Source organism: Roseomonas sp. KE2513 (genome assembly GCF_016107305.1).
Taxonomy (GTDB): domain Bacteria; phylum Pseudomonadota; class Alphaproteobacteria; order Acetobacterales; family Acetobacteraceae; genus Roseomonas.
The window spans coordinates 1-14,183 of the sequence record NZ_RCVR01000006.1; the positions used below are offsets into that span (position 1 = coordinate 1).

A 14,183-nucleotide genomic window follows, 5' to 3' on the forward strand; every position below is an offset into this window, starting at 1 on the left:
TTCAAGGGTTCGCCGCTCGGCTGGACGCCGAGTTCGTCGAGCATCTCGAAGAGCGCCAGCCGGCTGAAGGGCTTCTCGAGGAAGCGCTCGTTCGGCCCTAGGCCGCGGCCCGCGGGCGGGGCGGCATGGCCGCTGTAGAAGAGGGCGCGCAGCCCAGGGTGGATGCGCCGCGCCGCATCCACTAGCGCGAAGCCGTCCAGGCCGCGCCCGAGATCAATGTCGGTGACGAGGATCTGAGGCAGGTTGGAAGAGCAAAGGCGTTCGAGCGCTACCTCGGCGGTCGCGCAGACCTCCACGATATAGCCACGCAGCTCGAGGGCGAGCTGCACGAGCTCGAGCACCTCGGGCTGGTCCTCCACCAGAAGGACGTCGCACATGTCCAGTTCTCCGCAACAAGTCTCGCTAAACTGGACAAACGCCGGGCCGGTCAAGGCTTTCCCGATCATAATTGCGAAATCGATACGCTGTGAGGTGCTGATAGTCCCCGCGCTTGCGCACACCAGCCCGATCGAGGTGGTCACGTCGTTCGCCACCCGCCGCTTCAGGTGCGGCAGGGCATAGGGCGGCCGGTCGATGTGCTCGTCCACCGGGGTTGTGTCCGAGTGCAGGTTCAGCTGTCAGACCTCGTCCCCCGCCCCCGCCAGCCGCCCAGAGCACGGCCATGACGTAGCAGAATTCCCAGGTCCTACGAGAGTGGTCGGGCAAAGGGCCGAGCGCGCCGCAGCGGGTGCGGAAGGCAGGCCCGTCGAACTACGAGGCAGTGCGGAGCTGCGAGACGGGCCGGGCGAGCGTCGGCTCATCCAGGAGCGCGGGGATGCCCGGATGCTCCGGGGCGCGGAAAGGGAAGGGCGGGATGGCGTAGCGCGGCGGCTCGGCCACCGGGCGGGCGAGAAAGTCGCGGAACTCGATCTCTGCCTTGTCGCGCGGAGTCGCGCCCGGCCAAGAGGCGCAAGGCCTAGGCCGCTGCCTCTGCGCTGGATTCATGTGGCCTTCCAGCGGCGAGCCGCCGCACCCGTTGGGAGCATAAAGGTTCTCATCTCCGCGTGAACAGCGGGGTTGCGGTGCGGCCGGCCTGACCCGGCGCGGCCAGTGGCCGTTTCCCGGGCGCGTCCCTGGGCCTAGGATTGGGCGAATCCTCTCCTTCTGGCCGTCCGCCGGCCTCCCCTCCCGCCGAGGCCACGGATGACGCTTGAAGCTGCCCTCGTGATGCTCGGGGCCGGGTTCCTGGCCGGGGCGCTGAATGCTGCGGCCGGCGGGGGCTCCTTCGTCAGCATCCCCGCCATGGTCTTCGTCGGCCTGCCCTCGGTGGCGGCGAACGCCTCCAGCACGGTGGCGCTGCTCCCGGGCACGCTGACGAGCGCCTGGGCCTGGCGGGGCGCCTTCCGGTCGCTTCAGGGCTTCCGCCTGCCCGTGCTCGTTCTCATCAGCCTTGTCGGCGGTCTCGCCGGGGCGGTGCTGCTGCTCTCGACCTCCCAGCGCGCCTTCGACGACGTGCTGCCCTGGCTGCTTCTGGTCGGCACCCTGGCCTTCACCTTCGGCCGGCCGCTCGGCGCTGCGCTGCGCCAGAGGGTGCGGATCGGCCGCGGACCGGTGCTCGCCTCGCAGGTGCTGCTCTCGGTCTACGCAGGTTACTTCGGCGGCGGCGTGGGGATCATGATGATGGCCGTCTGGGGCATGCTGGGCGACCTCGACATCAAGGCGATGAGCGCGCTCCGCACCCTGCTGGTCAGCATCGCCAATCTCGTCGCCGTGCTCATCTTCGTCGTGGCCGGGCCGGTCCACTGGCCGGAGACGCTCGCGATGCTCGTCTCGGCCATCATCGGCGGCTATGCCGGCGCGCGGCTCGCCAGCCGGGTGCCGGACCGCGTGCTGCGCGGCTTCGTTATCCTGTTCAGCACGCTGATGACGGTGGTCTTCTTCTGGCGGGCCTGGCGCTAGGGCGTTGCCCGCCCGTCCCGACTCACGGCGAACGATCCGGCGCCTTGTTCGAGTGAGCGGGCAATCCCTTCCCCGGTGTGGCCCTTCCGGGGTTTGCTCCCGGCTTCCTCAGCGGCCGCGAAGGGGGCGCAGCATGGCGCGCGTGCCGCGGGCGAGGCCGCGCAGCGCGCGCCAGATCACGCGCGGCACGGGCAGCGCCTGGAGCAGCTGGTAGATCAGGACGCGCCGGTTTCCGATGCTCAACTGGTCAAAATAGAGCACGGGCGGCGAGCCGCCGGCCGCTCCGCCCTGCGCGCCCATCCCCCTCACCGTATCCCGCGTGTCGATGAAGGCCGTGTGGAAGTCGCCGAAGGCCTTGTGGAGGACGTCGGCGGAGGCCTGATGGCGCGTATCGACGTCGCGCAGCTCCTCGCGCAGGCGGTTCGCCCGGTCCAGCTCGTCGAAGCGGGCGGGGTGGAGGTCGCGAATGGCCTCCAGGTCCGGCCGCAACTCCCCGTGCAGGTCGCGCTCGCCCTCGCCCGCCTCGATCAGGCCGAGGTGGAAGGGCTTGCGGCGGTCCACGATGAGGCTCGCGCGGCCGGTGGAGACCCCCTTGGCGTAGAGCGCGAGCCCCGAGGGCGCGCGCAGGTCGAGGCTCTCCAGCAGCAGCTCCACCGGCTCCTCGAATGCGGCGGCGCGGAAGAGGAACCGGCCGAGGCCGATGGGCGCGCCGGGGTCGCGGCTGAGGAGGTCGAATTCGGTCTCCACGCCGAAGAAGGGCTCACCCTTGCCGTCCGTGAGGCGGGTGATCGCCTTCGAGTGGGCGTAGTCCGCCTCCGGATGACGGGAGAGGAGGGCGGCCAGCATCGCCACGTGGTTGCTGAACAGGGTCTCGTTCGGCGCGACGAAGAGCAGCGCGGAGCCCTCCGGCGCCGCCTCGAACTCCGCTTTCAGGACTGTTCCGATGCGGTTGCGGCGGACCACCTTGCCGGTGCTGTCGCGCTGGAAGAAGGCGGCGCCGCGCAGCGCGGGCGGGACCGCGTCGCCGTGAGCCAGGGCGGACAGCCGCTTGCCCGCGGCGTGCAGGTCGCGCTCGTCCACAAGGAGGACCGCCTCGTAGCCCTGCGCCCGGTGGGCCCGCGCGGCCTCGACCTGGCGTTCGAAGTACTCCGCCTCGGGATCGGGGGCGAGGAAGACGATCCGCGTCGCGGTCTCGTCCCCCACCGGGCGGAGCAGCGCGGCCAGCTCGGCCTTGCGCGCCTCGAGCCCGCCGTAGATCGCGGCGAGGGAGGCATCCATCGTGTAGCCACGCTTGAAGATCTCCTGCGCGCGGGCAGCGAGGGCCAGGGCCTTCTCCGGGTTGGTCCGGGCCCACTCGACATGCTCCATGATCCGGCGCGCCACGGGCTCCGCGCCGTTGCGGAGATCCACGTAGAGCAGGCTGTCGCCGAAGTGCTGCCGCGCCCAGGGATTCTCGTCGCAGATGATGAGCGCGCCGGCCGCCAACCCCTCGAAGAGGCGGTTCGACATCAGCACCGCGTCCTTGTGCTGCTCGGAGGAGAGCGCGAGGCAGATGCCGGCCTTGTGGATCTCCTCGATGACGGAGATGCCGTCGAAGGGCAGGGAGCGCTGGTAGCTGTCGAAGCCCTCCCAGACCCGAACGCCGCGCAGCGTCTCCGGGCCGTAGATCCGCATCATCGATGACTGGTCGAGGATGTTGAGCACAGTCTGGTGGCGCGAGCCGCCGCGGCCGAGCCGTTCCCAGTTGATCCCCATGTAGAAGATCTTCAGGTCGCCGAGGGTCGGCGGCAGGATCGGCGTGGAGAGCGCGTGGAAGAGGTTGAAGGACGGCGCGAGATGCGAGTTGCTGTCCGTGATCAGCCGCCGCAGGTGCAGGTCGGCCCCCGGCGACTGGCAGCTCAGGAAGTCGTCATGCGTGAGGAGGTTTTCGGCGGTCGAGCGATAGCCGAAGTCGTGGAAGAACGGGACTGGGTTCCAGAGCGTGACGAAGGAGAAGATGTCGTAGGTCTTGGGCGTGCTGAAATGGAGGTGGATGACGAAGTCCAGATCCTTCTGCGTCAGCGGTTCCCCCCCTTCGTGCAGGGGCCGCCCCATGTGGTCCAGCACGACGCATTCGAGGCCGAGCAGCTTCGCCGTGTTGTCCAGCCGGGCGATGACCTCGTCCTCGGCCACCTGGATGTCCGGCCAAAGCTTGATGACGCCGAAGCGCCCGAGCATCCCTTCGGAGGGCTTGAAGCTGACGGCGGTGGGGGTCGGGTCCATGTCTTTTTCCGGCACGCTGAGCCCTTTCGCGGACAACCTGGCCTTCGGTGCCATGGGTGGCCGCCGCTGGCACCGGACAACGCGCGAATCGCCCCGCCCGCCGCCAGGCTTCGCCGACCATGTTGGGAAGTCGGGGCCGCATGCCATGGCGGGCCTGACATGCCAATGGGCACCACCTCGCCCGGCCCGACACGGCCACGGGACGTGGCCCGGGTGCCGCAGTGGCCGGGATGGCCTCTCGCCCGCCCCGAAGGCGGGCGCGATGGCAAGAAGGTGCGCGGGCGCCCCGCTGACGGAACGGGGGCGCGATGCTAGGCAGGGGGTGGAGGAAACCGGCCACTCCTATCGGGGGCCGCCGGTTAGGGAAGCGGTGAGACGCCGTCCGCCCGTCCTCGTCAGGAACGCACAGGGCGGAGAGCGACCACCGTGAAAGAGGGTATGCGCGAGGTCGCGCGGCACGGCATGAAGAAGGACAGCTCCATCACGCGCCTGGTACGGCGCACGGTCGGCACCGATGTCATGGCCAGCGAACTCGGTGCCCACCTCGCCGGTGAGATCGAGGCGCGCCTGACTGGGATCGACCATCGGCTGGGTGAGGCCATGGAGGCGCGCTTCGAGGCGCTGGCCCATCGGCTGGAGGAGGCCGTGCAGCGGACGGTGGGGACGGAGGTCCACCGGAACGCCGCGCATCTCGACGGGCAGCTCGCCGCGCGAACCGAGGAGGGGGCTCAGCGCCTGGAGGGGGCGCTGCGCGCCGGCCTGGCCGAGGAGGTGCATCGTAACGCGTCGCATCTCGACGCGCGCGTCACCGAACTGGTGCATCTGCGGTCCGAGGAAGTGGCGGGGCACCTGGCCGGGATGCTCCACACCGCGGTGGCCGAGGAGGTGCATCGCGGCACAGCGCATCTCGACGCGCGCGTCACCGAACTGGTGCACCTGCGGTCCGAGGAGGTGGCGGGGCACCTGGCTGGGATGCTTCGCACCGCAGTGGCCGAGGATGTCCACCAGGGCATGGCCTATCTCGATGGCCAGCTCGCCGCCCGAGGCGACGCGGCCGCGCACCGGCTGGAGGACGCCCTGGCGCGTGCGGTGGCCGCGGAGGTGCATCGCAACGTCAACCACCTGCACGAGCACCTCGCCGGCGATCTCTCCCGCCACCTGGACGAGCGGACGGGTGCACTGCATGCCCAGCTCATCGAGACGCTGGCGGCGGACCGGGCCGCGCTGATGGCGGCGCTGCACGACGGGATGAGCCATGTGGACCGGCACCTCTCGGCTCATCTCTCGAAGGAGGTGGCCCTGCTGCTCGGCACCGGCGGGGCGGGCGGGGAGGCGGGCGACCCGCGGGTGGTGCAGGAGCGGCTCGTCACCCTCGGGCGCCTGCTGGAGCCCCGCGCCGCCAAGGGTGTGGCGAAGCGCCGCGTCGGCCACGCGGCCGATGGCGGCTACGTCATGCTGGACGACCTGGAGCAGGTTCGCTTCGCGCTCTCCCTCGGGGTGGGCGACGAGATGACCTGGGACCTGGAGATGGCCGGGCGCGGCATCGAGGTGCACCAGTTCGACTACACGATCGAGGCGCCGCCCGAGACGCACGAGCGCATCCGCTTCCACCGCAGCCGCATCGCCCCCGTGGCGGAGGGTAGCGACCACAGCCTCGCCTCGGCCCAGGCGCTGGGGGGCAACCACCCCTGCATCGTGAAAATGGACATCGAGGGCGACGAATGGGTGGTGCTGGACGCCGCCGGGGAGGGGGACTTCGAGCGGGTGACCCAGCTCGTGCTCGAGTTCCACGACTTCGACAAGGTGGCGGACAACGCCTGGTTCGGGCGCGCCGAGCGGGTGCTGCGGCGCCTCGCGGCCTCCTTTGCTGTCGTGCATGTCCACGCCAATAATTACGGCGCGCTGCATTCCCGCGGGAACGTGGCCTTCCCGGAGTTGCTGGAGGTCACCTTCGCCAACCGGGGCCGCTACGACTTCGAGCCGACCGCGGAGATCTTCCCGACACCGCTTGATGCCCCCAACCGGGGCGACCTGCCGGATATCAGGCTCGGCAGCTTCCGCTTCTGAGGCGGGTTCCGGGGGCGGCCGCGCCCCCGGCTTGGCGGCGGCTCAGCGGCGCGCGACGGCGGCGTGGGCTGCCAGCCACTCATAGGTCTCGAGCAGCGCGTCGCGCAGCGTGTAGCGCGGCCTGAAGCCAAGGCCCTGGAGCTTGCTGACGTCGTATTGCCGCAGCTTCTGGCCGTCCGGCTTGGTGCGGTCCCACTCGACCGGACCCTTGAAGCCGGAAACCTCGGTGATGAGCTTCACGGTATCGGCGATCGAGATAGCGGTGCCGGTCGCCATGTTGATCGGGCCGGTAAAGCCCTCGGCGATCATACGGAGCGCGAGCGCCGCGTCCTTGGCGTAGAGGAAGTCCCGCTGGGGCGTGCCCGTGCCCCAGATGGTCACGGCGCTGCCCTGCTGGTTGGCGCGCAGGAACTTCGACATCAGCGAGGGGATGACGTGCCCGTGCTGCTCGTCGAACTTGTCGTGCGGGCCGAAGAGGTTGGTGGAGATGCAGTAGGCGTAGTCCAGCCCGTACTGGTCGCGATAGGATTCGAGATGCGCGAGCATCCCGCGCTTCGCGTGGGCGTAGCCGGATTCGGAGTGGTGCGGCGCCCCGTCCCAGATCTGCTCCTCGGTCATCGGCAGGCGGACGACGTCGGAATAGATCGCGGTCGATCCCATCGCGACGATCTTCGTGGCGCCGGCTAGCCGCGCGGCTTCCACGACGTTCGTGTTCATCCGGGTGTTGTCGAGATACGCCTGACCCTGGGCCTTGATGTTGCCCATCAGGCCCGAAACGCGGGCGGCGAGGTGGAACACGACGGCGGGACGGTGGCGCTCGAAGGCCTGGCGGGTGGCCTCGTAATCGGTCAGATCCACGTCACGGCTGGTGAGGGCGACCACCTCGCCCCCGCTCGCGCTCCGCAGCTCGTTCACCAGCGCATGTCCCAGGAGGCCCGAGGCACCCGTTACCAAAAACTCGGCTCTCTGCACCTGGCGCAACCCTCTGGGATGGCGACGGGCGTGCTGGGGCTCGTGCGGCGCCAACGTCGCGAATGCGCACTGTGTCGCAGATGACGTGGCCTGTGGGAAGCGGGTATGTGCGCAGCTTGAACCTTCCTGCGCGCCGCTCGCCGATCCCTTTCGGAGAGCTATCGTCCAGGAGGCAGGCCGAGGTCTGCTGACGAAAGAGGCAAAGGGCCTGGATGCTGAGCCCTAAGCAGGGGGTGAGCAAAGCCTCCAGGCCTGGGCAGAGCAAGCCCGGAACGAGGATCCTGCCCGCGTTTTCGGGGCAAGTCCAAACCCGGCTGCCCCCTTTGTTCCGGCTCGCGATACGCGGCCGGGCATGGAGCGCGCGACCTGCTGGCCATCTCACGGCGCAGCGTCCGCCCAGATCGGAGCGGGCAAGGCACTCAACTTGAAGTCGCAAAGGCGCTGCCCTAAAGGGACGTAATTCACGTTGGTCCGAGGCATTTTATGGATCCCCACCGGCCGACCAGGTCGTGGAAATCAGGAACCGTCGTTGCAGCCCTGTCGGGGGCATTTCTCTGCATCGTCATTCTCGGCGTCAGCCTCGACCTTGCTCTGATCAAGCGGATCGATGCTCCTTTTGTGGATGGCTGGCCGGTTCTGCACCGCATCATGCTTCTCGAAAGCGGAGAGATCGGCTGGGGATGGTATCTGTTCGCCCTGCACGGTGCTCATCTGCACACCATCATCTATCTTCTGGCATTGCTCGACTACAAATGGCTGGGTGGGCAGCAATACCTTCAGACTGTCGCGTCCTTCCTGGCGATTGCGCTTCACGCCGGCATGATCGTTTGGCTTCTCGCCCGGGAGGGGCTGAACAGGGGCGCAAGCCTTCTCGAAACGGTCCTCGCCTGCCTTGCCGCCGTGGCATTGATCTGCAGCATGTCGGACACGCAGTCCCTGCTGATCCCGTTCCAGGCCGTGCTGACGGTCTCCCGGCTCTTCTATCTCAGCCTTCTGCTCGCCCTTTGCTTCGCGCTGATACAACGCCGGCCAGCCCTCTACGCCTCGGCCATGCTGCTCGCCGTTCCAGCCGTGACCTTTCACGGAACTGGACAGATCTTCGGCCTTTCCATCATCATTCTGCACGTGCTTCTCCGCCAGGGGGCCCTGAGGACCCTCGGTTCCTGCGTGCCGCTCGTCTTCGGCCTCTTCATTCAGTCGCGCTACTCTGTCGGCGTGGGCGAGTTGTCGAGCCTTGGGGCGGTCCTCACTCCTTCCGCCCTCCCGGAGGTCGCCCTTGCCGTGGCTGCCTACTTCGCCACGCCCTTCGTTGCCTTTCTTCATATCGTCGATAACCGCCTCCTCCTCATCCCGGGAGCGATCCTCGCCTGCTCAACCCTCCTGCTGACCTTGCTTGGGCTGCGTGCGGTCCTCGGGCTAAACTCCTGGTCACCTCGTGGCTGGCTCCGCCAACTCCGTACCCCTGGCCAGCTTGTCACTGCGGTCGATCCGGCGGTGGCGTTCTTTACAATAGCCGGTCTTCTGCTCCTCATCTCCTCCCTGGTGGCTGCGGTGCTCGGCTTCGTGCGGACCGCTCCGCTTCACCTCCGTGCATGGCCGGATGTTTTCGACGCGACCCGTTACGCCGCCTACTCTACCCTCGCCTGCATCATGCCGCTCGCCGCTTGGCTGCACCGACCGGCGGGCCGGCACCAGAGGAGCGTCTCCCGGTTGCTGCCGCTATCCATCTCGGTGCTGCTGCTCGCGGCAGGCCTGGGCGGCACCCTCCGCATGGCCGAGCTTAGTCCAACCGACGACGGAACGAATGCCGCAGTTGCCGCGATGATGGTCGGCATCTCGCCAACCATTCCGGAGAACCTCAACACTTGGCCGTCCGTCAGGGGGGATTGGTACTGGACGGCCGAGTTGCCGCGCGTGGCTGCCTGGCTTCGCGCGGAGGGCGCAGGTCCCTTCCGTTACCTGCCGCCGCTCCATACCCGCGGCGGCCCATCCTACGCGGCATACCAGTTGAACGACATGAAAATGGAGCCCTTCTCGCTCCAGGACGCACCGGGCTGGTGTCGCGTCACCGCGACCATTCCAGCCTGGGGACGGGGACTGCCGAGTCGCAGCACCATTGCGCCTCTCGCCGGCCCCGATGGCATCGTCGTGGGGTACGCGGTGCTCACCCGCAAGAGCAGCGGACTTGCCAGCCGCACCCTGACTGGCACTGTTGGCTGCGGCTCAGTGAGCAATCTGTTGTTCATTCCGCCTGTTGAAGCTCCTCGACGATAATGTCGGACTGGTGCTGGAAAGCGGCTGGGTTTGGGCTCCTGCGGCTTGAGGCAGCGCCGGGTGGCGCTTTCCGGGGAATACCCGCCCATGACCGATAAATACGATGCAATCGTTATCGGCGGCGGCTTCTACGGCGCCGAGATCGCGCTCGAGCTGCGCCGGATGGGCTTCGGCCGCGTGGTGGTGATCGAGCGCGAACAGGGGATCCTGCGCCGCTCCTCCTATGTGAACCAGGCGCGGGTCCATAACGGCTACCACTATCCCCGCTCCCTCGGCACCGCCGAGCGCTCGCGCATCAACTTCGAGGCCTTCGTCGCCGACTACGCCCCGGCGGTGCTGCACGAGATGGAGGCGATCTACGCGATCGCCGCCGGCTCGCGCGTGAGTGCCGCGCAGTTCGAGACCTTCTGCCGCGTGATCGGCGCCACCTGCCGCCCCGCCCCGAGCCGCATCCGCGCCCTTTTCGAGCCTGGGATGATTGAGGAGGCCTTCCTGACGCGGGAGCTGGCCTTCGACGCCTCGCGCCTCGCCGCGCGGCTGCTGCGGCAGCTGGAGAACGCGAGGGTGGAGCTGCGCCTCGGCCAGACCGCCCGCATCGCGGACTGGGACGACCGCGAGGTCAGGGTGCAGGTCGGGGACCGGCTGGAACGGGCCGCGCAGGTCTTCAACTGCACCTATGCCGACCTCGAATTCGTCGGCGCGCCGCTCATGACCGGCCTCAAGCGCGAGATGGCGGAGATGCTGCTCATCGAGCCGCCGCCGGATCTGCGGGGCGTGGGCATCACCGTGATGGACGGGCCCTTCTTCTCCACCATGCCCTTCCCGGCGGCGGGCCTGCACTCCCTCTCGCATGTCAGCTTCACGCCGCATGAATCCGCGACTGCCAAGGACGGCCCGGGGATGCAGCCGCGGCGGAGCAACCGCGACGCGATCCTCCGGGACTCGCAGCGCTTCCTGCCCTGCCTCTCCCAGGCCCGGGTCCGGCACTCGATCTTCGAGGTAAAGGCGACGCTGATCCGCAACGAGGACGACGACGGCCGGCCGATCCTCATCGAGCGCAACCCGGCGGCGCCGCGAATCCTCTCCGTCCTGGGAGCCAAGATCGATAACATCTATGATGTTCGCGCCTACCTTCGGGCGCAGGAACTGAGCGCCGCGGCATGAAGCAGCACCTCTCCTCCCTCACCACTGTCATCGTCGTGAATGGCAAGGTTCCCGAGCCCAGGCGCTACGAGCAGCTCGCTTCCGTGCTGGAAGCGGCCAGGATCGACGACTTCGACGTGGTGCTTGTCGCCAATGGCGTGGATGCTGCGGTGACGCTCGACCTCAAGGAATTCGTCTCGCAGGTGCCCGACAGCACCGCCGTCTTCCTCAACCGGCCGCAGACCGGCGACGTCGCTCGGCTCGTCGGCATTGACCACGCGGTGGGCGATTATATCCTCTTCACCGCGCTGTCGGAGGAGGAGATCCTCGCCCTGCCGGACCTGCTGGAGCCGCTGCGGGAGGGATACGACCTTTCGGTCGCGGATCCGCTGGAGGGGCCGCTGGTGGTCCAGCGCCCGGCCGGCACCAGGTTCCTGCTCGGCACCTATCTCTCCGTTTATCAGTTGCTCACCGGCAAGGAGCTCGAGAGCCGCCCGACGGGCTTCCGCGCGATGAGCCGCGCGGCCGCGCTCTTCGTCTCCGCCAATCCGACCGCCGAGATCACCCTGCGCGCCCGCGACCTCGGCCCCGGCTTCGCCTGCATCACACGGCCGCTGCTGCCCGGCCATGCCTTCGTGCACCGGCCGGGCTCGCTGCGATCGAACTGGTCCTCGGGGATCAGCGCGCTGCTGAGCACCACCTCCGCCCCGATGCGCCTGGTCACCTATTTCGCGGCGGCGGGCGGCGTGCTCTCCCTCGGCTACGGGGCCTATGTCATCGGGGTCTACTTCTTCGGGCGGAACATCGCGCGGGGCTGGACCACGATCTCGCTGCAGCTTGCCGCGATGATGTTCATCTTCAGCGTGCTTTTCCTGCTGCTCTCGGAATACGTGCTGCAGATCCACGCGGCGAACCCGCCCCGCAGCCTCCGCCATCTCGTGCTGCGCGAGCTGCGCAGCCCGCTGTCGCGCCGCAGCGCGCGGCTGAACGTGGTGGATGCCGAGGGGCGCTTCCAGGTGGGCGCACCGCCGGAGCTGCTGACCAACGTGACGAAGACAAGTGCATGAGCGACGCGACGACGACCACCGGGAAGGCAGAGGCCGGCGCGCCCGACGGGGATGCGCTGATCGGGCATACCGGCTTCGTGGGCGGCACGCTCGCGCGCGGGCGGCATTTCGGCACGCTGGTGAGCTCGAAGAACACGGAGGCGCTGCGCGGGCGGCACTTCGACCTGCTCGTCTGTGCCGGGGTCTCCGCAGTGAAGTGGCTCGCCAACAAGGAGCCCGAGGCCGACCGCGCCGGCATCGCGCGCCTGACCGATGCCCTGGCCGAGACGCGGGCGGAGGAGTTCGTCCTCATCTCCACCGTGGACGTCTACCCGAACCCCGTGGAGGCCGCGGACGAGGCGACGCCGATCGATGCCGCCGCCAACCACGCTTATGGCCGCCACCGCCTGGAACTCGAGGAATGGGTCAAGGCGCGCTTTCCGAAGGTGCGGATCATCCGCCTGCCCGCGCTTTTCGGCGCGGGGCTCCGCAAGAACGCGCTTTACGACCTGCTGAACGGGAACATGGTGGAGAGCATCAACCCCGCCGGCGTCTTTCAGTGGTACCCGATGGAGCGGCTGCTCTCCGACATCGAGATCGTCCGGCGGAGCGGGCTGCCGCTGGTGAACCTCGTGCCCGAGCCGCTGGCCATGCAGCGGATCATCGACCGCTTCTTCCCCGGCGCGCCCGTCGGCCCTGCCAAGCAACCGGCGCCGCTCTACGACCTGCACACCCGCCACGGCGCCCTCTTCAGCCCGGCGCCGCCCCCGCACTACATGCTGGGCGCGGAGGAGGTGCTGAACGCCATGGGCCGCTACGTGGCCGAGGAGAAGGGGCGCGCCCGCTCGTGACCGCCCGCCCGATTGCCGTCTCCAACATCGCCTGGCCCGGCGATGCGCTGGACGAGGCGTTGGCCATGCTCCCCGGCCTTGGCCTCTCGGCCGTGGAGATCGCGCCCTACAACGTCTTCGGCCGCTGGGACGGGATCCTCGACGACGCCCGGCGCCTGCGCGAGCGGATCGAGCGGCACGGCCTGCGCTGCGTCGCGCTCCAGGGTATCCTGTTCAACGCGCCTGGCGTGCATCTCTTCGCCTCGCCCGAGGCGCGTCAGGCTCTGCACCGCCACCTTGAGGTGGTGGCGGAACTCGCAGGCGTGCTCGGTGCCGGCGCCTGCGTGCTCGGTGCGCCGCGGCAGCGCGACCCCGGCGAGTTGCCGGCGGAGGAGGCCTGGGCCATCGCCCTCGACTTCCTGCGTGGCATCGGCCCCGCCTATGCCGCCCATGGCAGCGCGCTGGCCTTCGAGCCCAACGCCCGCCAATACGCCTGCCGCTTCGTCACCGGCACGGAGGAGGCCGCGCGGTTGGTGGAGGAGGCCGCCACCCCCGGCATCGGCCTGCAGATCGACACCGGTACCGTGATCCTCGAGCACGAGGACCCTGCGGCGATCCTCCGCGCGGCGCCGGTCGCGGTCCACGCCCATCTCAGCGAGCCCGACCTGCGCCCGATCGGCTCCGATCCCGGGCCGGACGGGGCGCCGGTGGACCACCCCGCCATCGCCCGCGCTCTGCGCGGCAGCGCCTATCAGGGCACCCTCTCGATCGAGATGCGCACCACCGCGGACTGGCAGGGCGCGCTGCGCCGGGCCGCCGAACTGGCCCATGGAACTTACGCATGACGAAGGATGACCCGGCCCGGCGTGAGCTTCCCGCCTCGGAGACGCTCGTGCTGGCCGAGCGCGCGCACCGCCACGCCCTGGTGATCCCCGTGATCAACGAGGGCGAGCGCATCCAGCGCCAGCTCCGCCGCATCGCGGAGCTCGCGCCGCGGGTGGACGTGGTGATCGCCGATGGCGGTTCGACCGACGGCTCCCTCGCGCCCGATTTCCTCCGCTCGGTCAATGTCCGCGCGCTGCTGACCAAGCGCGGGCCCGGCCGGCTCGGGGCGCAGCTCCGCATGGCCTATGCCTGGTGCCTGGACGAGGGCTATGCCGGCATCGTCACGGTGGACGGGAACGGCAAGGACGGGATGGAGGCGATCGAGCGCTTCGTGGAGACGCTCGAACAAGGCTACGACTACGTCCAGGGCTCGCGCTACCGCCGGGGCGGCGAGGCCGTGAACACGCCGTTCGACCGCAAGGTCGCGGGGCGGCTGATCCATGCACCGCTGCTCAGCCTGGCCGGGCGGCGCTGGTACACGGACACCACCAACGGCTTCCGCGGCTACTCGGCGGCCTTCCTGCGCGACCCGCGGGTGAACCCCTTCCGCGACGTGTTCGGCGACTACGCGCTGCTGTTCTACCTGACCATGCGCGCGGGCCAGCTCGGCTACCGCACGATCGAGATCCCCGTCTCGCGCCGCTACCCGCCGCAGGGAAAGACGCCGACGAAGATCTCCGGCCTCGGGGGGCGCTTCGCGATGCTGCGGGAACTGCGCGACACGGTGCGCGGCGCCTATAACCCGCCGAGCGGTTGAGCCGGCGGC

13 protein-coding genes are annotated in these 14,183 nt (G+C 69.1%); 8 read left to right on the forward strand and 5 right to left on the reverse strand.

Annotated features, from left to right (window positions below):
• Both D9599_RS32240 and D9599_RS07805 read right to left on the reverse strand, forming a co-directional pair.
• The coding region (locus D9599_RS32240) for a response regulator (RefSeq protein WP_198380666.1) at positions 1–587 on the reverse strand (587 nt) is incomplete at its 3' end.
• Between the two features lie 163 nt (positions 588–750).
• Positions 751–984 carry a hypothetical protein gene (locus D9599_RS07805; protein ID WP_198380667.1) on the reverse strand — a complete coding sequence of 78 codons (234 nt, stop codon included), beginning with the start codon at positions 982–984 and terminating at the stop codon, positions 751–753.
• A gap of 198 nt (positions 985–1,182) precedes the next feature.
• Here D9599_RS07805 and D9599_RS07810 point away from each other — a divergent pair, with 198 nt between their 5' ends.
• Positions 1,183–1,938 (forward strand): sulfite exporter TauE/SafE family protein, encoded by a 756-nt coding sequence (locus tag D9599_RS07810; protein WP_198380668.1) that lies wholly within the window; start codon positions 1,183–1,185, stop codon positions 1,936–1,938.
• A gap of 108 nt (positions 1,939–2,046) precedes the next feature.
• Here D9599_RS07810 and D9599_RS07815 read toward each other — a convergent pair whose 3' ends face one another.
• Positions 2,047–4,200 carry a glycosyltransferase gene (locus tag D9599_RS07815; protein WP_198380669.1) on the reverse strand — a complete coding sequence of 718 codons (2,154 nt, stop codon included), beginning with the start codon at positions 4,198–4,200 and terminating at the stop codon, positions 2,047–2,049.
• A 426-nt stretch (positions 4,201–4,626) separates the two neighbouring features.
• Here D9599_RS07815 and D9599_RS07820 point away from each other — a divergent pair, with 426 nt between their 5' ends.
• A complete protein-coding gene (locus tag D9599_RS07820; RefSeq protein WP_198380670.1) occupies positions 4,627–6,267 on the forward strand; it encodes a hypothetical protein in 1,641 nt (546 codons plus the stop codon).
• A gap of 42 nt (positions 6,268–6,309) precedes the next feature.
• Here the strand turns inward: D9599_RS07820 and D9599_RS07825 are convergent, their stop codons facing one another.
• Positions 6,310–7,239: a GDP-L-fucose synthase gene (locus D9599_RS07825; RefSeq protein WP_309228572.1), complete on the reverse strand. Its 930-nt coding sequence runs from the start codon at positions 7,237–7,239 to the stop codon at positions 6,310–6,312.
• Positions 7,240–7,755: 516 nt separating this feature from the next.
• Positions 7,756–8,052, reverse strand: a complete 297-nt coding sequence (locus D9599_RS07830) for a hypothetical protein (protein WP_198380672.1) — start codon at positions 8,050–8,052, stop codon at positions 7,756–7,758.
• A gap of 6 nt (positions 8,053–8,058) precedes the next feature.
• Here D9599_RS07830 and D9599_RS07835 point away from each other — a divergent pair, with 6 nt between their 5' ends.
• The 6 genes from D9599_RS07835 to D9599_RS07860 all read left to right on the forward strand — a co-directional run bounded on the left by D9599_RS07835 (position 8,059) and on the right by D9599_RS07860 (position 14,174).
• Positions 8,059–9,513 (forward strand): hypothetical protein, encoded by a 1,455-nt coding sequence (locus tag D9599_RS07835; protein ID WP_198380673.1) that lies wholly within the window; start codon positions 8,059–8,061, stop codon positions 9,511–9,513.
• Between the two features lie 87 nt (positions 9,514–9,600).
• Entirely contained in the window at positions 9,601–10,677 is a 1,077-nt protein-coding gene (locus D9599_RS07840; RefSeq protein ID WP_198380674.1) for an FAD-dependent oxidoreductase, read from the forward strand.
• Complete coding sequence (locus D9599_RS07845) at positions 10,674–11,723, forward strand: hypothetical protein (protein WP_198380675.1); 1,050 nt, start codon at positions 10,674–10,676, stop codon at positions 11,721–11,723. Before D9599_RS07840 ends, D9599_RS07845 begins: the two co-directional genes overlap by 4 nt.
• The gene (locus tag D9599_RS07850) at positions 11,720–12,553 is read left to right on the forward strand and encodes an NAD-dependent epimerase/dehydratase family protein (protein ID WP_198380676.1); all 834 of its coding nucleotides are present in this window, start codon (positions 11,720–11,722) and stop codon (positions 12,551–12,553) included. The genes D9599_RS07845 and D9599_RS07850 overlap by 4 nt, the downstream gene beginning before the upstream one ends.
• Positions 12,550–13,377, forward strand: a complete 828-nt coding sequence (locus D9599_RS07855) for a sugar phosphate isomerase/epimerase (RefSeq protein WP_198380677.1) — start codon at positions 12,550–12,552, stop codon at positions 13,375–13,377. Before D9599_RS07850 ends, D9599_RS07855 begins: the two co-directional genes overlap by 4 nt.
• Positions 13,374–14,174, forward strand: a complete 801-nt coding sequence (locus tag D9599_RS07860) for a glycosyltransferase family 2 protein (RefSeq protein WP_198380678.1) — start codon at positions 13,374–13,376, stop codon at positions 14,172–14,174. The genes D9599_RS07855 and D9599_RS07860 overlap by 4 nt, the downstream gene beginning before the upstream one ends.
• The last annotated feature ends 9 nt before the right edge of the window (positions 14,175–14,183 follow it).